The organism is Nocardia sp. CA-135953 (genome assembly GCF_050955735.1).
In the GTDB taxonomy this organism is placed as follows: domain Bacteria; phylum Actinomycetota; class Actinomycetes; order Mycobacteriales; family Mycobacteriaceae; genus Nocardia.
In genome coordinates this window covers 93,416-115,791 of record NZ_CP192082.1, presented here as the reverse complement: position 1 = coordinate 115,791, position 22,376 = coordinate 93,416, and the positions used below count along the sequence as shown (strand labels likewise).

Below are 22,376 nucleotides of genomic sequence, written 5' to 3'. Positions count from 1 at the left end.
AGAATCGCAATGAAGAAGTCAAATCGCCAGCACCGCAACCCGTCTCGTGATGATCTGCTCGCAGATGCCAGGGATCGGAGCACCGAACAACTGGCGTACGCCCTGGATCAGATTGGCGAACGCCAGTACCTGACCGAGGCAGAGCGCCTGCATCAAAACGTGATCATCGAAACTCTGTGCCAACGCCACCACGAGATCTCGACCGCGTACGAGGAATGGTCATCGAACGCGAAGACGATGCAAAGAGCCGCCGAGGTGGTCGGTGCCGCCGCCTACCTGGTGGCCTTCCGTCGGATCGAAACCAGGATGATGGGCGCGGAGTCGTTCTCCGAAATTACCGACGACGACCGGTTCGTGATCGAACGCGCTGTGACGGCGGCGCGAACCCGGCTCGCCGTTGTCATCGACAAGCTGGGGGCGTTGCCATCCAAGGACGATCTTCGCTATCTGGGTCTCTACAACGCACGCCATGAGCTGTCCAGCTTCATCGACCTGTGGTCGTCGGCGCTCGAGGACGAATAGCGAGCTGTCCGGATTGATAGGGGCGCGCCACCGCAGTGGCGGTGCTATGTCCGGATTCAGGCGTTATTCCCTACTGGCGTAGCTGCTCCGGGTCGGCGCAACGAGTCTGCGAGTAATGCGGCGCGCTGGGACCTCCGATGGTCCCGGCGCGCCGCACTATGTCGTCCACCGTCCTTTACCGGGATCAGGAGTCCGTCCCTGCTGGAAACTGGGGACCAGCGTCCTCGGTGGCCGCAGACTCGTTGAGGGAGGCCACGAACGGGGCATCCGATTCATCGGAGGAAACACCTTTGCGCATCTTCTCGGGGCGCGCTGGCGTCCTGATGGCGTTGGCATCATCGCCGCGCGTCACCAGTTTGATGAGCCTGTTGACCTCCGCCACCGGCCAGTCGAGGTGTGCGGCGATCTCGGCGGGTTTCACACCCCTCCCCCGCACCCGGTCTAGGCACTCCCCCTGCTGGTGTTCGAGTTCCTCCACCACCGAGCAGCGATGTATGGCGATCTGCTGGCTGACATCGAGGGCGGCGAGAAGGTCGGTCTCGTTGTCTTTGTCGCGCCGCGCTGTCGCCTCACGTTCTTCACGGCGGCGACTGACCATCCGCTCCCGGATGTGCTGTCGCCCCTTGACTGCCGGTTTCCGTCGTTCGGCCATCATGGCCTGTCCTTCCCCCGGAACAGGCACTAGGAGCCCGGCCGGTGAGTCGTGTAGCTGCTACCTACATCCCCACTCACCGACATCCACTATGCCGCCCCCTGCACGATCGCGCACCCAACCCTGGCTAGCCGATCGCCCATCACCCGGTGAGATCCGTTCGTAGGCGGGGTGATCCCCGCGACCTATCCATCGACACTCGCGCGCCGCTGCGCGGCGCGCGAGTGTGGATGGGTCCGGCTCCGGCCTCCAATTCGCCCAACTATCTCGTCAATCAGTCGCAAATCGCGTCGTGAAGCACTATCCTTCTTCATGATTCGGCACCTTCCTGCTATCGCTTCGCTCTCGAATCCACCCCACCCAACAGCCATACACCTCTTGCACCGACGGTAACTTTCTGATAACGGCGCGTAGCGTGGATTCTGTGGCTGCAACGATCCACAAGCTCACGGCTGGAAGCGGTTTCACGTACTACCTCAAACACGTTGCTGTCCACGATGCAGCCCAGACTGGCAAATTCGCTCTCGCTGACTACTACAGCGCCCGTGGCGAGTCACCGGGATTGTGGTGGGGCGTGGGATTGGCGGCATTGGGGCTCACAGCGGGCAGCGAGGTGCGCGAGGACCAGATGCGTGCCTTGTTCGGCGAAGGAGTCCATCCCGAGGCTGAACGAATCGGCCGGGAGACCTTCCGCGCCGAAGTAGGGCGCGGCGCGAAACCGAAGGATGCGAAACGTGCTGCGCTGGAAGCGATCCGGCTGGGTGCACCGTTCGCGGTGTATACCGCTGCTGGGACGTTTCGGGAACGGTGCGCTGAAGAGTTCGTGCGGCACAACCGATCTCGCGGCCTGAAGTGGTCAGTACCGATACCTGACGACGTGCGCGCCGCCATCCGGACCCGCGTAGCGGTCGAGATGTTCACCGCGGAATACGCGCGGGCACCTACCGACGAGCGTGAACTGTCGGGCTGGGTAGCGCGCAATTCGCGTCCGAAGACCAGCGCAATCGCCGGATTCGATATCACATTTTCCCCGGTCAAAAGCATTTCAACGCTCTGGGCTGTCGCACCGGGACCGGTTGCCGCCATGATCGAAGCCGCTCATCACGGCGCGGTCGCTGACGCACTGCGATATCTCGAAGAGCGAGTCGCCTACACCAGGCTGGGCGCACGCGGGATTCGCCAAGTCGACGTCCAAGGACTGATATCCACGGCGTTCACTCATCGCAGCAGCCGCGCTGGAGACCCAGACCTTCACACCCACCTGGTGATCAGCAACAAGGTCTGCGTGCACGAAACCGCCGAGCCCGAGCAGGAGCTGGCCGGAGACGCACAGCGCCGACCGCAATGGCGCACACTGGATGGACGGATGCTGTTCCGAGCGCTGGTCACAGTCAGCGAAATCTACAACACCAGAATCGAAATGCGGCTGGAAGAGGCGCTCGGCCTGGAGTTCGCTGCTCGTCCTTCCACCGACCCTGACAAGCGCCCAGTGCGGGAAGTCGTCGGAATCGATCCAGCATTGATGGAGCGCTGGTCAGCGCGTGCCGCCGTAATCACAGCCCGTCTTGGCGAACTCGCGACGACCTTCCAAGCAATCCATGGGCGCGAGCCAACCGCGACCGAGATGTTCCAACTCGCGCAGCAAGCGACGCTCGAAACCCGCCAGGCCAAACCGGAGGCGCGCTCAAGGGCTGAAGAGCGGGCAGATTGGCGTGCCGACGCCGTCGACGTGCTTGGCGGCGATGCAGCGATCGGCGCCATGGTCTACGCCGCACTACACCCTCGCCGCCGGGCACGGCCGATCATCGACGCCGACTGGATCAGTCGCGCCGCGGACCAGGTTATCGCTACCGTCTCCGATGAGCGCGCGACGTGGCAGATGACCCATGTGCGCTCCGAAGCAGAACGCATTGTGCGCGGCCAGATTCCACCTTCGCGGTGGAGCGAAATCACGGATGTAATCGTCGCAGCGGCTCTCGGTCCGAGACGGTCGGTCGCGATAAGGGAGCCCGACCGGTTCCGTGCTCCTGCTCCCCTGCGCCGACTTGATGGCAGCAGCGCCTACACCATGGCCGATTCTCGGCTCTACACCTCGGCACGAATTCTGGCGGCCGAAGCCCGCCTCATCGATATGGCCCGGCGGACCGGTGCCCGAACGGTGTCCGAGACCACAGTCAGCACAGCACTTTTGGAATACGCCGCCAATAATCCAGACCGGCCACTGAAGGCAGGGCAAATCGGCCTTGTCCGCGGAGCGGCAACCTCTGAACAGCGGTTCCTGCTCGGGATCGCACCGGCAGGCTCAGGCAAGACGACTGCGATGCAAATACTCGCCCGAGCGTGGACCGCAGAGAACGGCACCGTAATCGGACTCGCGCCCAACGCAGCCGCTGCCGCCATTCTCGGCGAGAAGACCGGTGCCCCAGTAGCAACGATCGACAAAATCACTCACACCCTCGATCAATACACGCCGTCGCTGCATCGGCTGCCCGATGATCCGGCCGATCCTCACCCGCTCGTACCGGGATGGATGCGAGCAATCGGCCCAGACACGCTCGTGATCATCGACGAAATCGCCCAAGCGGGCACGTTCACCTTGGCACGTGCGGTGTCATGGTTGTTGTCACGCGGTGCCACCGTGCGCGGGATCGGAGACCACCAACAGTTGGCGGCTGTCGCGGCCGGCGGGGTGGTGCGCGACATCATGGCGATTCAAGAACCGTTAACTCTCACCGAACTCGTCAGGTTCCGCGATGAGACCGAAGCCGCAGCGACGCTCGCGCTTCGCGATGGCGATGCCTCCGGGCTCGCATTCCACGCCGACCATGGACGTATCCATGTCGGCGCACCCGACACCGTCGCTGACTCCGCCTACCGGGCATGGGCGGCAGATACCGCCGTGGGACGCGACGCCGTAATGCTGGCACCGACCCACGAGATCGTCGCCACACTCAACTTGCGAGCACGTGCCGATCGACTTGCCCGTAGCCACACCCCGGTCGGCCGAGAAGTCGAGCTGTCAGACGGACTGCTGGCCTCGGCCGGCGACACCATCCGTACCGGTGAGAACAATCCCAGGCTCCGAATCAGCCGAACCGACTACGTACGCAACGGGTACCGCTGGGTTGTCACGGCAGTGCACCCCGACGGCAGTGTCGAGGCGGTGCACCTGCGGGACGGCCGCAAGCCTGGACGCCGCGTCGTATTGCCACCGGAGTACCTACGTGCTGCGGTGTCTCTCGGCTATGCGGGCACGATCGACTCCGCGCAGGGGACAACCAGCGAGATATGTCATGGAGTTCTGCTTGGCGGTGAAAGCCGCCAACAGCTCTACGTGATGGCCACTCGCGGCGCACTGGCAAACCACATTTGGATCGCGACGGCCCTCGACGGCACCAATCAATCGCTCTTGACCGAGCGGGCGGCGCTGCCTCGCACCGCGATCGACATCCTGATCGAAATCCTTTCACGCGACGGCACGCAGAAATCAGCAACGACGATGCAGCGCGAAGCGATGGACCCGCTGACCCGATTCGGCCCGCTTGTCGACACCTACACCGACGCTCTCGGCGCGCTTGCCGAGCACGCTCTAGGCCCCGCTGCACTCGAACACATCGAACGGTCGGCCGTACGGCTCCTACCAGGACTGACCGAAGCTCCCGCCTGGCCGACACTGCGTCAACATCTCGCAACCATCGCCGCGACCGGCGACGATCCCGTTGCGGCCCTCGATCGCGCCATCTCGCACCGTGACTTTGACGATGCCGTCGATCTGGCCGCCGTGCTGGATTGGCGTCTCGACACGACGGGCAACCATTCGACCGACACCGGACCGCTTCCATGGCTTGCGGGCATCCCGGTGCAGCTTCGCGCCGCACCCGAGAACGACCAGTTCTTCGGCGATCTCACAGATCGACTCATTCAACTCACCGATCGAATACGCGCGGTTTCCTACAGCTGGACATCGACTACGGCGCCGCGATGGGCGTCGGCGCTGATCGATCTCGACCGTGACCTGGTTGCCGACCTAGCTGTGTGGCGGGCCGCCTGCCACGTCCCTGACGCCGATCATCGTCCGATTGGCCCCGACGCTGTCCCAAATCGCCAACGCCGCTACCAGCGCGCCCTTGCCAGTCGAGTCCGTGCCCTGATCGGTGCCAGCAACCGCGCCGCCTCCAGGTGGGCGGGGGTCGCGGACACCATTAACACCCGAATCGCGGACGATCCGTACTGGCCGGTGCTCGCCGAAAATCTCGACAACATGCACCGTGCGGGCATCGATGTACCCGCTCACATGATTACCGCCGCCGAGCTGCGTCCACTGCCGGACGAGCAACCCGCAGCCGCACTCTGGTGGCGGCTCCATCGACACCTCAACGGTGCCGAAACCCACGCGACGCGACCAAATCTCCTGCGACCACAGTGGCTTTCGGCACTTCGCGAAGTCCTGGGCACCGCGATCGCGACCTCACTAATCGACGAACCATCCTGGCCGCGACTCGTCGGTGCCGTCGAATCAGCCGACCCGACAGTCTGGCAACCCCGTGACCTACTGTCGGTCGCGACGACCCTCGTCCAGGACAACCAACTCGGCCCATTGGGCGATCTCGACGCCAACGCACTGTGCGATGCTCTCGCCAGCCGAATCGAAGCCATTCAGCACGACACAGCGATCAGCGTCGTCGATGTCACCTCGGAGCCACCCAGCCCCGAAGACGACGAGCGCGCCGCAGCAGCCGCCGGGGCCATTGACCCAGAGGCCAGTTTTGCCCCGCCTCACATGCCCACGGTGTTTCCCGCGCCGAGCTATCCCGCCAACGCGCCAGCGGACACCGACGAGGACTACCTCGCTGCGGTAACCGGAGCCGCGACGACCGATGATGACGAGTGGCATTTCACCGAAGACCCCGCCGAGATGGCGCAAAACTGGACGAGAGAGCAGCTGCGCCGATACGGAGCCGCAGGAACGGAGAAGTGGAAGCCCGGTTCCCGGTACGCCGACCTGCCCCTGGAACAGCGGGTCGTGCAGCTCACTGCGGATGTGGCCGAACAACAGAGAGTCCTCGACCAGGCAAGGGAAGCGTTGAGGAACGGCACCAGCCCGAATATGAAGCTGGGCATGTCACATGTGCTCGGACTACGCGCACGTTCCGACGCTCAGCGCCCCTACCGCATTGCCGCCGAGGATGCGAACCAGCAGTGGGTCGAGGCCGAGCACCAGGCCGAAGTCGACGACGCCAGATATCGCGACCTCGTTACCGAAGTGGCTCGCGACACAAGCCATCTCGACCACGCAGACGAGCTTGAAGCATTGGCAGTAGGTCTCACTGACGGTCCACTCAAACAGGCAGTTGCCGAAATCATCGGTGGCCTGCGCACACAGGCCGCTGACAGCGGGACGCTAATCGCCATGCACCACGCCAAGCTAATCGCCGAGAACTCGGCCGCCTTCGCCGAGGAAGCAGGCGCCAAGGCAGCCAAAGCGCGACAGGCGCTGGCCGACATCGCCGGGCCGGAAGGCCCGGTCATAGAACTCGACATTATCGAAGCTCGTTTTATGGTCGAGGATGTCGATCAGTTCGCCGTCGACACCGCAAAGCTCGAACTCGAACGTACGCAACGCGAGCTCATTCACGCCCAACGGCAACCTCGTGCGAGTCCTTCAGCGCAAGGTCACGTCGAGGTGACCGAGCCTTATCAGGGCAACTCCGCAACTACCCTTATCGACGCAGCAATCGGCGTCGAAGCACAAAGCACGGTCAGCCAACCAGCAACTGGTGCTCCACCCACGCACAGACCTGAAACCAGTTCGCCCACATTGGATCTGGATTCTCAGCCTTGAATATCCACATGACATCCGGCATCGGAAATCCAAACGCCCGGCGTCCCCTCGGGAACGGGAGCGTCCCTACCGTCTGCCGGTGAGCCCGAGGCAGAATCCCCGACTACCGCGGTTGCCGGTTAGCGATCGGCCCTGCGGTTCGGTGAAAGGCTCACAGCTGAGCGAAGTCTCGGCCACGCGGTACGATCGCGCGTCGGCAAAACCAGGGCTTCGCGGGACATGGGGGAGTGGTGGAAGGCAGCGGTGACGCTTACGAGACTTTGATCGTGCAGGTTTCTGAGTTATTTCCCGAGGTCGCTGCACAGATCAGGTCCGATGTGGCTGCGGGGCTGGACATCCCGGCCTTAGACCAACCTTCGGTCGGGTACATGAAGGCCAAGACGAAGACCGAGATCACGACACGCAGATTCTCCGACGATGAAAAGCTGGAGATCCTGCTCACCGCTTTGATCACTGCCACGAGGACAGCGATTGAATCACGCCAGCGAATCGCCGGGTTCTTCGGAGCTGACATGGACCATGCCGAGCAGGGATATCGCATCACTTTCGCCTCGCCCGATACTGACGAAGATCTACTGACGGTGTCGGCGGATCAGATGCCGCAGATTGGTGAGATGGCGCGGGCGCTCGAGGATTTGGAGCAGGCACTGGCGTTGCTGGGATCTCGATGAAAGCGGGGGTGGGCAAGGTCGAGCTGGTTCAGTTCGTCGAGCGTTCACTGGGCGTTCTCGACGCGAGCTATCGAGGATTCGCTAAGGAGTCCGACCTGTACGAGGCCGCTCTGCTCTACATAGCCGTTGAGGCCGCGCACGCCGCGGGCGGTCTCTCTATGATCACCTACGACGGCAGGACAGCCACGACACAAGTTCGGTTCCGGTGCTCACCGGGGAATCTGTGGGCGCCTGGCTTCACCTACGTGCGAGTCTTGTTTCCGGAGATACGGGAAACGATCGAGATCCACCTCGGAGTGAAGGTGGCGGGCAGTTCGGGTGTCGCCCATGAATGTGATGTCGCGATCCTCGAACGCGATGAGGCGGACCAGAGTCGGCGATCAGGTGCCCATCCGAAGCAGAGCAAGCTCATCGCGGCGATCGAGGCGAAGAATTACAGTGCCTCTCCGGAATTGGGTATCGGACGAGGGTTTGTCGGGCTAAGCGCCGAGCTGACGAGGGCGAACTGCAATCTGGTGTTCCCGGCTAAAGGGCGAGACAACATCACGAAACTGATCGCCAAGCGGAAGAGCGGCATGTGCTTCGATGAGGTGACCCCGGTATCACCGGCCGCCGAGCGACTGCGCTCCTACCTTGAGACCGTCATCCGGAATTGGATTGCGACCAGGCGTGTTTCGTAACCGTTCGTGTAGCGGTTCCGTGCGGTCATCATAGGCGCTCCAGCGGAGGGTCGACCCTGGTGTCGGCACGGGTCAGAGCATCCTGGCGGAGAAGCTGCCGATCGTAGTTTGCGTTCATAGCTGCTTGACGCGTCCTCAACCCCTCGCCGTTCGTCCGCATGCCGCCTACCCGCCGTTCTGCCGGGAATCGGCAGCCTCCGCTGCTAGGTAGCGTTCGACCGATGCCACCTTGCCGGTCATGGCGTCGGTGACGCCAGGCCGGACATCGCCTTTGAGGACGATGCTGCAGCGGGGCGCGACCGCCATGACCGCATCGATCGCCTGCTTGATCACCGCCATAACTTCGTCCCATTCGCCCTCGATTGTCGTGAATAGGGCGTTGGTCTCGTTCGGCAATCCACTGGCACGGATAACGCGCACGGCCTCGGCAACGCCTTGGCCGACGCTCTCTCCAGTACCCATCGGCGTGACTGAAAAAGCGATGATCACGAGCAGCTCCTTGTCGATCGGCTTGCGAAACTACGAGGCGCGGAGGAGGTCGGAAATGCCACACCGTAATTCATGTACGCCCGCCGCGGACGCGACGCGATCGTCACCGGCCGCCTGATACACCATCTTCAAGCCATCCAGAACGCGCATCGAACTGGTGCCGGAGGCGCTTTCGACTGCCTGCATACCCAGCGCCAATCCTTCGTCGCTGTCACCGTGGCGAAGCTGCAACGCGGCCAACCGAATAAGGCTCAGCTGACGCGACCGGGCGTGTTCATCGGACAAGTTCAGCGCCGTCCGCAGTCGGCCGATCGTGTTGGGCACCTCGGCATTGTGGTGGTAGGAGAGGTCGAACAGCCCTTGAGCCGTGTCACCTCTCAGGAGTGATTCGCTGTAGTACGTCTGGAAGCCTTCGTGCGCGGTATCGGGATGGTCTTGCCCACGCGATTCGGCGAAGAACTGCTCTGCTTGATCGACGGCCCGCATGCATTCGACGGCATTGCCCAGCTTTCCGAAAGCGCGGGCTTGCACGGCTGCGATATCGGTGCGGCGCAACAGCGACAACTGGTCGGCACGAACGGCTGCCAGCCCGAGCAGGGTCAAGGCATTGTCCGGATCGCCGAGGTAGATGTCCTGGCGAGCCAGACACGTCAGCACCGCAGATCGGAGCCACCATTCCTTGGCCTGCTCGGCGCAGTGCCAACCCGCGCGGAAGTTCGTCCGAGCCGCCTCATGGTTCCCCCGGTCGTAGTGAGCCCAGCCGACGACTCGGAAGAAGGTCCCGACCGCAGCGTTCATGGCCTCACGGACAGGTTCCGACATTTCGGTACGCAGATAACCCACCGCGACCCGCAGCTGCGCGACCATGCCGTCCCCGATATGCAACCCCGCGTCATCGGCGGCGCGAAACAGCGACGCCCAATCCCGTACGCGCTCGGCATGATCCATGCCCACCCGAACAGGAAGGCGGTCAATCGGGCCGGTGGCAGTCGCGATCACGTCGTCCGTTAGCGCCGTCGTAGATACAGCTAACAGACCGCGAAGAAAATCTGAGCGACGCACGTCATCAACCTGATGCTCCGGGGGCCATGTCCCCCCATCATAGGGCGGCTGGGTACTCCTTACCGGATGGCGGGCACTGCTATGCCGCTCACGCCAAACCGCTTCCCCCTCGGCCACGATCTGCTCAAACCGAGCGCGGTCGTCCGGCGTTGCCCGCTGCTGGTAGGTCGTGTCCAGGATCGCTTGGGTGTTTGAGCGCGGTTTCACCGTGCTCAGACCTGTACGCCAGTTGCTGATCGTGGTGGTTTCAACGCCGAGTAAGGCGGCGAATTCGCGGACAGATCTTCGCATGGCCTCCTGCAAGGCCACCGCTTCGAACCCGGTCCATTCCCGCCCTCGTACCATCGCCTTACCTACGGTTTTACGCCTGACCTGGGCAAATACCTACGCTACGCCCACATTACCCCAACACCGTGCGGTTACGGCCGAAAGTGCCTGTGGGCCAAAGTCAGAAGCGGTACCCGGCACCGGGCTGACGCCGTACCCCTTGCGCGGCGCATTGGCCGCCAATGTGGCAGGCCGGTGGCGAGAGCCCCCGTTGCCGGGTACCGCCCGACCCGCTTGCTGTTCCGCTGAAACGGAGATCCCTGATGGTCAACACCAGTTCTCTTGCCATGTACCAGCTCATCGCGCTGTGCGATTCCGCTGCTCACGCTGCGCCGATGTTGCCATTCACCCCCGCCCAGGCGCATGAGATTTTGCAGATCCATGTGGCCTGCCGGGCGAAGAATTGCCCGCGCAAGAGCGCCGCCCAGGACGTCCTGGTCGAGGCGGGCCGGATGGTGTTGTCCACGAGCAAGCCGCGGTGATAGGCCATGACCGACGTGCGTGATCGTGGCAGTTCAGAAGATCGCCCGCCGAACGCTACGGCCGCCCAACTGGTGCACGGGCGGTGAGTGGTGATGACTTCCCTTCGGCCCGTACGAGCGGCGCGTCCACCTCGCCGTATCCGCCACATACATATCGAATCCGGCGCGTTGAAGCTGGATTTTGCTGCCTCGGCTGAGCAAGCCGCCAACGTCGCCGACGAACTGGCCCACGGCTTTCCGGAATTCATCGTCACGGTCGATGACGACGTGGCTGCCGATCTGCCGCCGCTGCCATGCGCGCGGCTTTGGGACTGACGTTCCTCACTCATCCTGTGCCACGGGCGCGCGGACCATTCACACTCGAAACTCAAAGGGGCACTTCACCATGCCGTCAGACCCTCGCCCGCCGAGTCACTTCGTCATGGGCTATTCCCCGGAGAAGCCGCTTGTCTTTTCGCTCCCGTCCGTCGAGGCCCAGCTAGATCAGCCACTGCCCGATGCCGGACCCTTCTTGCGGGTCTTTGCTGGTGCAGAAGAACCGACGACAGTCATGCTGCGCTGTGCCCATCAGTACATCGGCATCCTGCGAGTGATCCACGACCATCGCCACAATGTTCCTGACGTGATCCACGAGCAGCTGTCGATCCTGACCTTCCTGATCAACCAAGAAGCCAAGGGGCATACGAAGGAGATCGAGGTCGCAGCAGGCGCCCCGATGAATCCCTCGTCCTACGGCGAGATGGTGTATTGGCTCGCTTGGAAGTATCTGCTTTACGCCCTGCGGCAGCACGATCCCGCCCACGGCGAGCGTGATGCTGCCACGTTGCTTAAGCAGTGCAAGGCGTTTGACCAGCTGGTCGAGGACGTACGTGCGGGAACGGTACGGCTGCCGAACAAGGCGACGGACGATTTGCCGCCCCGGACGGTGCGGCCGGATGGCAGTGCGGGCGGGGGCGGCGGGCACGCGCCCGTCCCGGATGCGGACGGCAGCGACGATTCCAGCATCGCCGATCAGTTACTGCCGCTGCCCGATCCATCATGCAAGAACCAATCCGCCGCTGCGCGCGAGGGGTAATGAAGATGACAGATCCGTTGCAACAAAGGGTCTTTGTTGCGGCTGATGGGCAGTTGGCCGAACGCATGTGCCGGGTCTACCTAATGAACCTGACGGTTGAGCGGGCGAAGCAGCTGCGGCAGATCCACCGTGAGCATCGGCCGGATGACTGCCTCGTGCATTTGGCTGTCGCGGTGTTCTTGCTGGAAGCAGACGACAGCTGAACTTCCACTTGGCTTTTCGATCGCTTCTACATCACTGCCCTTGCCTGCGCGATGGGCCCGCTTCGTCTTACACACGTTGCCCTCACCCTTGACCTTGGAGCCGTTTCACCTTGTGCCAGATACATGCCGACGGCTCAGCCGCACCGAGCAACGGCAACAGATGTATGAGCGCCTGTCGCCGCTGCGACCGCCCTGTTCCTCGAAAAGGGGTACACGGCAACGTCTGTCGACCAGTTAGAACAAACATCTCTTCGCCGAAAGGCCACAGGAACTTCATCTTTCCGACCAGCGGCATGGAGGAGGCTCGACATGCGTGAAAAAGGGGAAAACTGGGCGGCTCTCGTCGCTCGCAGGAGTGCTACCGACAGGCGGGCAGCCACGAACGCACTGTGGGATCCCTCCTTGATCGGCGACGATGTTTGGCGGCAGATTGGCGTCGATCCGGCCACGCTGAGTTCGGACATTGGCGGTATCGACCGGATCGACGGGTTCAAACGATGTGGCGGGCACGACCATCTGCGGCTCTACTCGATTGATGTGTGGTCCCAGATCTATACAGTCGACGACTTCAGGCGTAAAGAAGCCGGAGCGGCGTTTGTGCCGGTCACCATCGCGCGCCGCCACGGCCTGCGATATCGCCCGGTGTTCGACAGGGCCGGCGACCACTGCAACCTGATCTTCGCCTCGACCCTGGGCTCGTTCAGCATCGAGGTGCTGCGGTTGGAGCCAGGCAGCGCTATCGCCCCGCTCAACCGCGCTATAGAAGTTGCGAACATCATGGTTCCACTGTTGCCACGCTGAGCACAGCGGCGAGCACAATCGAGCCGTCAGGCCAGCGCCCCGATATCCGTACGCGCGCACTGCTACGCTTTTCCCACCGCAGCTGGGTTGATTATGCTCAATCGAGACCAGAGGGGGGAGCGGCCATGGCACTACCGGACAAGGGGCAGACGAACGCTCAGGCAGCGTACGATGCTGCCAAGGCTGAGCAGTTTCAGGTGCCGGTTGACGGCGCTAAGCGCCTCGCTGCCTCCTGCGACAAGCTGGCGGATGGATTGCAAGACGAGATCGTTGCTGCTTCGCGTCTCACCAGTGTGACAGGCTTTCCCGATCTTCCGTCCGGGCATGCGTTAGCCAACGGGTTCAGCGCGAAAGGGCGCGAGTACATCGACGCGCTGACCGCGTTCCGGGAGACGGTCCTAAGGTACAAGGCGGCGTATCTGGCGGCCGGAAAACAGTTCGAAGACGCCGACGCCGCGAACCGCGCCGCGATCAAGGTCGCGGCCGACCAACTCGAAGGTCACGCATGACAGTCGTGAAAGCGTTGCGACCCAAACGTATTCGCCGCCTATCGGTGGCCTCGCTGCTGCTCGTGGGCGCGCTGGCGGCAGCTGGCTGCACCACGTCAGACGATGGAACCCCAGTGGCCAGCTCTCCGACCGAAAAGGGCGCGAGCGCGGCTGGGCATCCGCCGTTTCCGACGTTGACCGCGTCCAACTTGCAGCCACCGAAGCAGCAGAATCAGAATCGCCCGGATGTCGCGTTCGACCCCTGTACTTGGATCGATGACGACACGATCAGCCATCTCGGATATGACCCGCGCTCGCGCAATCGGTCGACCGATATCCACGCCGAGTACACGTTCCTGGGCTGTGGATTCAAGTCCCCAGACAAGGCGTACACCCTGGGGATCCTGTCAGGTAACCGCACCTTGGAGGAGGGCCGTGCGAAGTTCACCGACGACGGCGCGCAGATCGAGGACGCGACGATCGACGGTCGCGCTGCATTGATTGTGCGGCAGCAGGTGCCTCGCACTAGTTGTGATGTTCTGCTGCAGACCAAGGTGGGTTACGTCGACTTCGGCCGCATCATCTTCGGGGATCACATCGATGGGCCGACGCCCGAAAGGTGTTCGGGGATGGTCGATCTGGCGCGCGGTATCATGCCCCGCCTCGGGGACAGCTGAGTCGGGAGGGCGTCGTGGGTAGGCGGACGAGTAAAGAGATCGCTGACGATATTCGCGCGCACCAGAGCCAGCTTGCTCACATCAGTGGGTTCGGGTCGGCGGGAGTCGATCCGGCTTATGTTCCCGATCGGGAGTCGTTCGACAGTTATCGGCACCAGCAGATCTGGGATCTGGTCCACGAGAAGATCGATCCGGGCGCGATGGGACAGATCGCGAGTGAGTGGAGCAAGCGAGCCGACAAGCTTCACGAGCTCTTCGATGCGTTCTCCCGGGAGGTGAAGAGCGAATTCGCCTCCTGGTCGGGCACATTCGCCGCCACCGCCCAGCAGTCGACCGACGCATTCGTTGCAGCGGGCGGCGAGCAGCATGACACCGCCCTGACGGTTCAGCGTCTGATGGACCTGAATGCCAGTGCCGCACAAACGGTCAAAGCGGCGATCCCGCCGCCGCCTCCGCCCTATCAAGAGGATGCCGATGCGGCGCAGGAAGCCGCAAACGGGGCGGACCGACGCACCGCGTACAACCTCGCGGCATCCGAGGCCGAGGCGACCGCGCAGGACACGATGAATTTCGTGTACAACCCGACCTTGCCTGCATCAGGTGACAGTGTTCCGCGGTTCGTTCCACTACCCCCCGGCCCTGGTACGGCTGGTCCTGGCGATACAGGTCAGCAGCAGGGTGGTGACCTCGGTCGAGTCGATGGTGGTGCCAGTCCCAGCGAGCCCAACAAAAACGGTCAGAATGGTGAACCCGGCGACGGGAAGCCAAGTGAGCAGCCACCCGGCGAAAATTCGCAGCCAGACAGCCTATCGACGTCTACGCAGACGAAGTCTGCGTCACTGGACGATCCGGCCGCCATGAGACAGTCGTCAACCCCGAGCACATCGACAGCACCCGCTGGTACCAATCCAGTGGACAAACCGCAGGTCTCATCATCGAGCACAGTGCCTTCCATTCCCGGATCATCCGGCTCTGGTGTGCCGGGTTCTCCTCGTGGCACCAGTGGCGTCCCCGGGTCGCCCGGCGGTCGTACGGGTGGGCCGGGGGCCTCGGTTCCTGGTCAGCCGCAGTCACCTGGAACGAATCCTGGCAACTCCGCCGGTGCCCAACAGGGCACGCGTAGCTCGACTGCGCCGATGGGCGGTATGCCGGGGGCGGGGCGTGGGCAAGGTTCAGATACCGACCGCAGCAAGGGCAGCCCCGAATATTTGCGGCGCAAGAACGAAGAGCTGGGCAAGGTCGATCCGACGATGCCCGCTGTGATCGGTTGGGACGCAACCGATGACGAGCCACCACCCCCGCCCAGGAGAACTGCCAATGGACCGCGAGGGGATGGGTAGTGCGGTGGGTGTTCACCCCGGACGAGTTCAGTCATGTCTGGGCGACCGAGACTAGGCGGGACCGGCGTCCCTACCCGATCAATCTCGCGCCTCGCGGCACAGTAGGCACCGAAAGTGCAAGGGCCGCACTGAAACTTGCCGAGCGGTTCCCGCCGAACGGTGACCCGGACCTGACCGGGACATTGAAGTTTCTCGCCCGTACCGATGTCACAACGATCGCCGTGTTCGGCGACCGCTTCACCGACGGGCAGCGTCAGCCCGACCCGATCCTGGCGCTCGGAGCGGCCTTCTCCGACTGGGGCGCGGCCGTGCTCGCGACCGTCGATGCGGTCACGGTGGTGTCCTGTCATGCTCGCAACGTCGCCAAACACCTGATCACAGCGATCGGGTCGGTGCCAGTGGGCAAGCTCGACGCGATGCAGGAGCCTCGGCGGGCGGTGCTGTTCCCTGATCCTGGCCAATGGCAGGAGACCGAGGAAAGCCGCCGCGCCAAGCGGTTTCGGCAAGTGCTGCGCCGTCCGATCGATGCCCGCGGCTACCTCACCATTACCGTGATGCCTGAGGATCCGATGTCGCCGCCGCCGCGGCACCGCACGTGGCTCGACTTCACCGGCGACGGCCGCTATCTGCTCACCATCGGTCATGACATGACGCTCACCCCGGTCGGTGACAGCGAACTCGCCCAGCACGTCACCCGGTTGGCCGGAATCAACTGACAGTTGCGGGCTTGCTGCGAGCTATCGGCCCAGCTCACATACCTTATAGCGCAGTCACTTCCGAAGCACGCTCGCCTCCTCCGCAAGTTCCCGCTGTGGTAGCGTCGGCCCGAGACTGACATCTGTGAGCGAGAGGTACGTCTGTTGGGGGAAATGCTCAAAGCCGATCTCGGTGCGCTACGTCAGTTGGCGCAGGACTTGTCCGGCAAGGCCGATGCCATCGCGCAGATAGCGATGCCTGGGCTGTCACAGGTGGTGATGCCCGACACCGACCTCGGCGAAATCGCTACAGATGTCGCACAAAAGTTCAGTGCCACGTTCGGGCGCCAGGCCGACAGTCTGCGGGCGATGTCGGAGGCGGCCGGTACCAGTGCCAACGATTATGAGGCTGTTGAGCAGGCGTTTACCGATCAGCTGAGCAAGCTGCGGGCGCAGCTATGACGATTCAGATTCCGACCGTTTCCCAGGTCTTCAGTTGGAAGCCCGAAACCCTGACTCAGGCCGGGAACGATGTGGAGGCGGCGGGGAAGAACTTCTCCGACCGGATGGCCGAAGCGCAACGCGCAGTGGACAATACGGCGTTGCATTGGCAGGGTAACGCCGCCTCAGCGGCCTCGGCGCGAGCTCTTACCGAATTCCTCGCTGCCTCGAAGGCATTCCGGGCCGCCGATGCTGTCGCGCAGTCGTTTACCTCTGCTGGGTCGACGATTGCTGGGTATCAGGCCGCGGTGGTCAAGATCTATGGCGAAGCGACCGGTGCCGGGATGTCGGTGTGGCCCGATGGCGGTGTGACGGCGCCGGAGTTCCCGAACGCCAAGACCGACGCAGTGGCCGCCATGGTGCAGGGCAACCTGAACCGATCCGCCGCCGATTACCAGACCCGTCTCAAGGAGCAGTTGGCCAACGCCGGCTCGGCTGTCGCGGCGGCGAAAGCCACTATCGCTGCCGGACTAGCTGATCTTGCTGCGCATGGCGGCCCGGGTGGCGGCAAGGATGGCGGCGGTACCGCTCTGAGCGGGCCAGCGGGCGCGGCCTTGGGCAAGAAGATCCATGATGCGGTCGCTTCGGGGCAGCCGATCCCCCCGGAGCTGCTGACCGAACTCGGTGAGGACATGAAAGCCTCCGGTATCCCGCCCGAGCAGCTCGCGGCGTACCTCCAAGGCAACGGTGCGACTATCCCGGCCGCGACGCAGGAGTTCACCCAGCAGTTCTTCAACAGCGCGGGTGCGGATGGGTTCATCGCCGCGAGTGAGCAATTGAAGGCGCAGGGATCCGGCGGACAGGCTAGTGCGGCGGCCATGAGCAATGCACTGTTGATGCTGTCGGATGAGAAGGTCGGTACCGGCGTGGGCGCCAACGGCAAACCAACCTCGCCCGGCGGATATGACCGGTTACCACCCGACGTCAGGCAATTGATCTCCACCCGCGCGGGCACTCAGGGGCCTGATGCCAATACCCAGCAGTACCCCGACATGGGACAGCGCCCCGAGAGCGCGAATATGAACGCGTTCCTCACAAAACAGAACAAGTTCCTGGACGCACTGGGCATGTCCGATCAAGGCATCGAACCGGGAACCAAAACGTCGACCGAACTGTACCGCCAGGGATCGCACCTGGCCTGGCAGCAGCCCCATAACAACCAGCTGAACCCGGATTCCGGCTACCCGCTGGATGATTCGATCAGCAAGTCGGTCGAGATCGCCTCCCGCAACCACGAAGGAACCACCGCCATCCTCACCGGCCAAGGCGGACCGGAAGTACTCGGAAGCGGCTACCATCCTGACACCGATGTAATGCCGCTGCTGCAACGGCATTGGCCCGACGGAACCAACGGTCCAGCGATCAACTCGATGCTCGACTGGATCCACCAGGACGCGCAAGTCACCGTCCCTCCCGGGGACCCGCACTATCAGTCGCAGCTCAACGACGCCAACCTTGCCGGTAGGTCCGCGCAGGGGCTCTCGCAGATCTTGTCCACCACCCATTCCTCCGACGGCACCAACAACTTCAACGTCCTGTCGACCGGTGAGAACTCTGCCGACGTCAAGATGCCCCACGGCGGGCAGATGACCCCGCAAGTCGCCCAGCATGTCGCTGGCGCCCTTGCGCCGTACGTCGGCAACATGGCAGGGGCTCCGGAAAACCTCACCGGCACACACGGATTCGGCACCCTCAATCCGGTCGAATCCACCCGTGTCTTCACCCTCCTCGACGGCGACCCGAAAGCTGCCGCCATCATCAACGGCGCCGCCATCGCCCAAGCCCACCAATTCGACAGCGCCTTCGCCCTCGGACAGGGCGGCCCGGACCTGGCCCTGAACTCGGGGCGCTTACGTGGCCTCGTCGAGGGCGGCATCGCGGCCGAAAGCGGCCTCCACGGTTACGACGATCAATCGGCAAGCGACCACCGCAAAGAGCGCCTCGGTGCCGGATTCATGACCGCCAAGGAGTACATAAACCTCGGCGTCAAGGCACTACCGTACGAGAAATATGTGTGGTCGCCGATGGCCAACTCCATCGAAGCCTTTCTCAAAGACCCCACTGTCGGCACGATCAACGACAAGCCATCCACCCCCTACCCGGCGATCAACGACGAGCTAGCCGAAATGCAAACTGACTCAAGGAGTGACGCAGGACGTCGGTATACGATGTTGCAGGCGCTCGTCGACTCAGGTCGTATTGACCCCAACGGGCTACCCGGCACCTTCACCGATAATGGCGCCCTTAAGCCATTCGATGACTTAAAAAGCGGGGATATTGCAGCGGTTCCGAAGATTCTCGAGGGAGCGGGATTGGATAGGGACGACACCACTCAGTATGTTGTCGACGCCCGATCGGGGGACAATGAAATTAACCAGATTGTTTTCGGTGGCAATATGACCACTGCGAATCAGCAGCTGTTCGTCTCGGTACTCAGAGGCGACAAAGTGCCCGCACACGTCAACCAGTGGAAGTGAGGTGTGCCGTGGTTCGAGAAGTGGTTCGAGCTTCGGGCATGCTTGCGGCAGCCCTGGTAATCGGCGTCGTCTCGACAGGATGTGGCAAAGACAACGGACGCGAGCCGGGGGAAACTCCCAAATGGGATCCGTGCACTGCTTTCCCTGATGCGGCATTGAGCGAAGTCGGGTTGATGCCGGAACGAAAATCGGCAGTTCAATTCCCAGGGGAGACCTGCGGCTGGGTTGGTCATGAATACACATTGAACGTGCGATACACCTCGGGGGAACAGGCTGCTGGGTGGCAGCGTGTCGGAGCCGACCCGAAGCCCGTTGGCGTCGGATCCCATCGCGCGCATATATATCATTTGCAGGGAGATCGCTTTCCTGAGTTCACTTGTATCATCGAAATTGACGTTCCGGAGGGGAATGTTGTATTCGATCTTCGCAAGGCTGACGATATCGAGAACGATGTTTGCTCCGATGTAACGCGCGTATCGAGCGCCCTCGAAAAATATATTCCACCCGCCAAGTGACGGAAGGCTAATCGTGGCGAGTCCTTACGACGAGGTCGGTGTCAAAGTCCTGCGAGCACAGCAGGCGCTTGCCCAGATCCGCGGGTTGGCGCGAGTCGGTGGGGTGGCGATCGAGGTCGATTCAAAAGGCCACCTGCAGGCAATTTCGGTAGACGCCCAAGCTGTCGCCGCCGGCCCGAGCGGACTATCCGATCTCATCCTGTACGCGTACCGGCAAGCGGTTCAAGACGCCGAACCGCGCGCCGCCGCGGCAATGCAAGAACTGATGGACGATCCGCAAGTTGCCCGAGTTGTGGATATGACCGTCCAACCAAATACACCAATCTCCACTGTGCAGCCGTCGGCGCCGCAACCGGGCGGGGTCGAGCCGCACTGGACCGCGCCTGCGACAATACCTTCGGTGGATAGTCCTCATCGCGCGCCACTGTCTCCGCCAGTCAGTACGACATCAATGGGACAGCGACCTGTGACGACCCCAGACTATGACGACTGGGACGAAGAAGACGACTACTATGCGCGCAAGCGGCGCCAGGGATGGCTTGAGGACTGAAGCTCTACGCGCCGGGTCCGGCCGCCTCGACCAGCTCAAGGACGCGGGCGCCTCCGTCCCAGAATTTACAAATTGGCATTCCATACCGCGTACCCGGTGTAGCTGGGATTGGACAGCATCGAGCGCACCGCGCTGGTTCGCTGGCCTGCGGGTTCGGCCTTCGACTGCATCGAAGTAGTCGTCATTCGCTGAACTGCCGGAGGTAGGTGATCCCGAAGCCCTTGAGCTCGCGGTACTTCTGGTACTTGGTGGCGAGATCAAAGGGATTGTCGGCCATGCGCTGGAAGATGTCCAAGCCGCGACCGAGCAGGATCTTCCACCCGGTATCGGTTGTGATCGAGCGGTCGTGGATCGCGGGCGGGTCGACGAGCTCGACGTCGAAGACGATGCCGAGCATGCCCGCGCTCTTCTTGATCTGGAGAAGATATTCGAGCTGTCGCTGAACCTTGTCCGGACCATCTTGATTCTCGACCGTGACAAGCTTCAGGGCGACTTCGTCGGCCGGGTCCTTGGCACGAGCGATGCCCTCGACCAGCTCCATGAGATTTCTAGCCTGGTGGAACATGCGCACGTAGGGGTCGATAATCGTGATCGTTGAGGCGCCTCGGAGATACGGCACAAGCAGCGAGTCGAACGAGACGCCACGCTGCCCTTGCTGGTACTCCCGGTGCCCTTGGAAGAGGTCAGACTCCGGTTCGGGTTCGGCAGACTGCCCGACGCCAGTCGGTGCCGTTGCATCACCGAGCGCGTCGGTTTCGGATGATGGCCCCTCCGGCTCGTTCTCCCCTTTCTTCGTGCGCCCACGGTAGTAGTAGGTCGGGTACTCGACTTCCTCAAGAGTGGCGATGCCGTGCCAGGTGCCATCCTGATCGAGGTAGCCGAACTTGACCTCGGCCATGGTCGAGTCGATACGCAGAATCTGGTCCTTCACCCGTTTCCGGCCCTCGATGGCGAACCGGAGCATCTCCTCGGTCTCCTCCTTCGTAGCCTGGCCGTCCGGGAAGAGGATCTTCATCATGCCGGAGAAGGTCTTGAGGATGCCGTCACGGTCACGAGTCGAGATGTCGGGCGACAGCGTGAAGTGCTGTTGATAGCGGTCTGAGTAGTCCTGTGAGCGCATCGATTTGAGGACTTCGGCGATGTAGTCGACAACGAAGCCGTAGCCGTCGGAGAACATCTCACCCCGAATGATGTCGACTTCCCAGCCCGGGATGTAGTAGTGCAGGCGGTCGAGGTAGGCCGGGTCATGGTAGGCATCGGGCAGCTCGTCGAACAGGTCGGAGTTCTTGAGCATGTACGGCACGGTGTGCGAGGTGTTGCCGACGAACACCATCGACGCCTCCGCACCCAGGGTCTCCACACCGCGGGAGAACGACTTGTTCGCCATGTAGTTCTTCATGATGTCGACGAGCGCCTTGTCGGTGCGCTTCTTCTTTCCAGCGAACTCGTCGAAAGCGACCACGTCCCAGTAGCCGATCAGGCCGATGCGCCCATTGGCGTTGTTGACGAAAAGCTTGGGGACGGTGACCTCGCCGCCTGAAATGAGCATCCCGTGGGGCGAGAATTCCGAGAAGATGTGGGACTTGCCGGTTCCCTTCGGCCCCAGCTCGACGAGGTTGTAGTTGCGTTCGACGAACGGGATGAGGCGCACGAGCTGGAAGAGCTTGCCTCGCCTGCTGAACATGGCGGGGTTGAATCCGATCGACTGCATGAGCAGGTCGATCCACTCTTCGGTGTTGAAGCCACGCCGGGCTTCGAGGTATTGGTCGACGTCGAACTTCGAGAGCTGGATGGGCTTGATCGATCCGAGGATCCACGGCACGACACGCTGGTCGTCGGCGTGGAAGTATTCGATGTCGCAGATGCACCAGACGCCGCCGACGAGCAGCTTGGGGTGGGCCTTGATGACCGGCGAGTCGACGATGACGCCCTTGATGCCGAGGTTGGCGAACTCGGCCTCGTAGACGTCGGCTTTCTCGTTGAGGGTGACCGTGACCTTGTCGATGATCCGGTGCCGCCCTCGTTCCTTGATCGTGGACTTGACCAATTCGGACTCGTTGCGGTGAACATAGTGTTCGGCCAGGATCTTCCGCACCGTGTCGATGCCAGCCTGGATGGTGGCTTCGTCGTCCGAGGCGGCATACTGCCCGAGCAGGTACTCGAGGACGTACGACGGCACGATGGCGTTGCCCTTGACCGCCTTGACCAGGTCCTTGCGGACAACGACCCCGGGGAACAGCAGGTTTATCTTGTAGTCGAGATCGTCCTGCTGGGGCTCACCGGCGTCAAGCGCCTCGTTCTCGGTCTCGGTCATCTCAGCTCCGTCC

General features: G+C 62.7%; 21 protein-coding genes. 17 read left to right on the top strand and 4 right to left on the bottom strand.

The features are described 5' to 3' along the window. Window positions 1-9 precede the first annotated feature (9 nt). On the top strand, window positions 10-522 hold the full coding sequence (locus ACQPXH_RS00485; protein WP_433600384.1) for a hypothetical protein: 513 nt from the start codon (window positions 10-12) through the stop codon (window positions 520-522). A 184-nt stretch (window positions 523-706) separates the two neighbouring features. On the opposite strand, the gene ACQPXH_RS00480 is transcribed toward ACQPXH_RS00485, so the two are convergent. Beyond that, window positions 707-1,177, bottom strand: a complete 471-nt coding sequence (locus ACQPXH_RS00480) for a hypothetical protein (protein WP_433600383.1) — start codon at window positions 1,175-1,177, stop codon at window positions 707-709. 421 nt (window positions 1,178-1,598) lie between these two features. Here ACQPXH_RS00480 and mobF point away from each other — a divergent pair, with 421 nt between their 5' ends. The 3 genes from mobF (at window position 1,599) to ACQPXH_RS00465 (ending at window position 8,367) form a co-directional block, all read left to right on the top strand. Beyond that, a complete protein-coding gene (gene mobF, locus ACQPXH_RS00475; RefSeq protein WP_433600382.1) occupies window positions 1,599-7,016 on the top strand; it encodes a MobF family relaxase in 5,418 nt (1,805 codons plus the stop codon). 230 nt (window positions 7,017-7,246) lie between these two features. Beyond that, a complete protein-coding gene (locus ACQPXH_RS00470) occupies window positions 7,247-7,687 on the top strand; it encodes a hypothetical protein (RefSeq protein WP_433600381.1) in 441 nt (146 codons plus the stop codon). After that, window positions 7,684-8,367, top strand: a complete 684-nt coding sequence (locus tag ACQPXH_RS00465) for a hypothetical protein (RefSeq protein ID WP_433600380.1) — start codon at window positions 7,684-7,686, stop codon at window positions 8,365-8,367. The genes ACQPXH_RS00470 and ACQPXH_RS00465 overlap by 4 nt, the downstream gene beginning before the upstream one ends. A 165-nt stretch (window positions 8,368-8,532) precedes the next feature. Here ACQPXH_RS00465 and ACQPXH_RS00460 read toward each other — a convergent pair whose 3' ends face one another. Further along, entirely contained in the window at window positions 8,533-8,862 is a 330-nt protein-coding gene (locus ACQPXH_RS00460; protein WP_433603679.1) for an MTH1187 family thiamine-binding protein, read from the bottom strand. Between the two features lie 24 nt (window positions 8,863-8,886). Further along, a complete protein-coding gene (locus ACQPXH_RS00455; protein ID WP_433600379.1) occupies window positions 8,887-10,227 on the bottom strand; it encodes a hypothetical protein in 1,341 nt (446 codons plus the stop codon). A gap of 281 nt (window positions 10,228-10,508) precedes the next feature. On the opposite strand from ACQPXH_RS00455, the gene ACQPXH_RS00450 reads away from it, so the two are divergent. The 13 genes from ACQPXH_RS00450 to ACQPXH_RS00390 all read left to right on the top strand — a co-directional run bounded on the left by ACQPXH_RS00450 (window position 10,509) and on the right by ACQPXH_RS00390 (window position 20,049). Continuing rightward, window positions 10,509-10,727, top strand: a complete 219-nt coding sequence (locus tag ACQPXH_RS00450) for a hypothetical protein (protein WP_433600378.1) — start codon at window positions 10,509-10,511, stop codon at window positions 10,725-10,727. A 168-nt stretch (window positions 10,728-10,895) separates the two neighbouring features. Then, complete coding sequence (locus ACQPXH_RS00445; protein ID WP_433600377.1) at window positions 10,896-11,042, top strand: hypothetical protein; 147 nt, start codon at window positions 10,896-10,898, stop codon at window positions 11,040-11,042. A 106-nt stretch (window positions 11,043-11,148) separates the two neighbouring features. Beyond that, window positions 11,149-11,802, top strand: a complete 654-nt coding sequence (locus ACQPXH_RS00440; RefSeq protein ID WP_433600376.1) for a hypothetical protein — start codon at window positions 11,149-11,151, stop codon at window positions 11,800-11,802. Window positions 11,803-11,807: 5 nt separating this feature from the next. Next, on the top strand, window positions 11,808-12,005 hold the full coding sequence (locus ACQPXH_RS00435) for a hypothetical protein (protein WP_433600375.1): 198 nt from the start codon (window positions 11,808-11,810) through the stop codon (window positions 12,003-12,005). 309 nt (window positions 12,006-12,314) lie between these two features. Continuing rightward, window positions 12,315-12,806: a hypothetical protein gene (locus ACQPXH_RS00430; protein WP_433600374.1), complete on the top strand. Its 492-nt coding sequence runs from the start codon at window positions 12,315-12,317 to the stop codon at window positions 12,804-12,806. A 125-nt stretch (window positions 12,807-12,931) separates the two neighbouring features. Beyond that, window positions 12,932-13,315 carry a hypothetical protein gene (locus ACQPXH_RS00425; RefSeq protein WP_433600373.1) on the top strand — a complete coding sequence of 128 codons (384 nt, stop codon included), beginning with the start codon at window positions 12,932-12,934 and terminating at the stop codon, window positions 13,313-13,315. 44 nt (window positions 13,316-13,359) lie between these two features. Next, window positions 13,360-13,971 (top strand): DUF3558 domain-containing protein, encoded by a 612-nt coding sequence (locus ACQPXH_RS00420; RefSeq protein ID WP_433600372.1) that lies wholly within the window; start codon window positions 13,360-13,362, stop codon window positions 13,969-13,971. After that, window positions 13,914-15,311 carry a hypothetical protein gene (locus ACQPXH_RS00415; protein WP_433600371.1) on the top strand — a complete coding sequence of 466 codons (1,398 nt, stop codon included), beginning with the start codon at window positions 13,914-13,916 and terminating at the stop codon, window positions 15,309-15,311. The genes ACQPXH_RS00420 and ACQPXH_RS00415 overlap by 58 nt, the downstream gene beginning before the upstream one ends. After that, the gene (locus tag ACQPXH_RS00410; protein ID WP_433600370.1) at window positions 15,311-16,027 is read left to right on the top strand and encodes an ESX secretion-associated protein EspG; all 717 of its coding nucleotides are present in this window, start codon (window positions 15,311-15,313) and stop codon (window positions 16,025-16,027) included. Before ACQPXH_RS00415 ends, ACQPXH_RS00410 begins: the two co-directional genes overlap by 1 nt. Window positions 16,028-16,171: 144 nt before the next feature. Further along, window positions 16,172-16,468 (top strand): hypothetical protein, encoded by a 297-nt coding sequence (locus ACQPXH_RS00405; RefSeq protein WP_433600369.1) that lies wholly within the window; start codon window positions 16,172-16,174, stop codon window positions 16,466-16,468. After that, complete coding sequence (locus tag ACQPXH_RS00400) at window positions 16,465-18,984, top strand: hypothetical protein (RefSeq protein WP_433600368.1); 2,520 nt, start codon at window positions 16,465-16,467, stop codon at window positions 18,982-18,984. The genes ACQPXH_RS00405 and ACQPXH_RS00400 overlap by 4 nt, the downstream gene beginning before the upstream one ends. Before the next feature lie 38 nt (window positions 18,985-19,022). Beyond that, window positions 19,023-19,499 (top strand): DUF3558 family protein, encoded by a 477-nt coding sequence (locus ACQPXH_RS00395; protein WP_433600367.1) that lies wholly within the window; start codon window positions 19,023-19,025, stop codon window positions 19,497-19,499. A gap of 13 nt (window positions 19,500-19,512) precedes the next feature. Next, the gene (locus tag ACQPXH_RS00390; protein ID WP_433600366.1) at window positions 19,513-20,049 is read left to right on the top strand and encodes a YbaB/EbfC family nucleoid-associated protein; all 537 of its coding nucleotides are present in this window, start codon (window positions 19,513-19,515) and stop codon (window positions 20,047-20,049) included. Between the two features lie 181 nt (window positions 20,050-20,230). Here the strand turns inward: ACQPXH_RS00390 and brxL are convergent, their stop codons facing one another. Then, on the bottom strand, window positions 20,231-22,363 hold the full coding sequence (gene brxL / locus ACQPXH_RS00385) for a BREX system Lon protease-like protein BrxL (RefSeq protein WP_433600365.1): 2,133 nt from the start codon (window positions 22,361-22,363) through the stop codon (window positions 20,231-20,233). Window positions 22,364-22,376 lie beyond the last annotated feature (13 nt).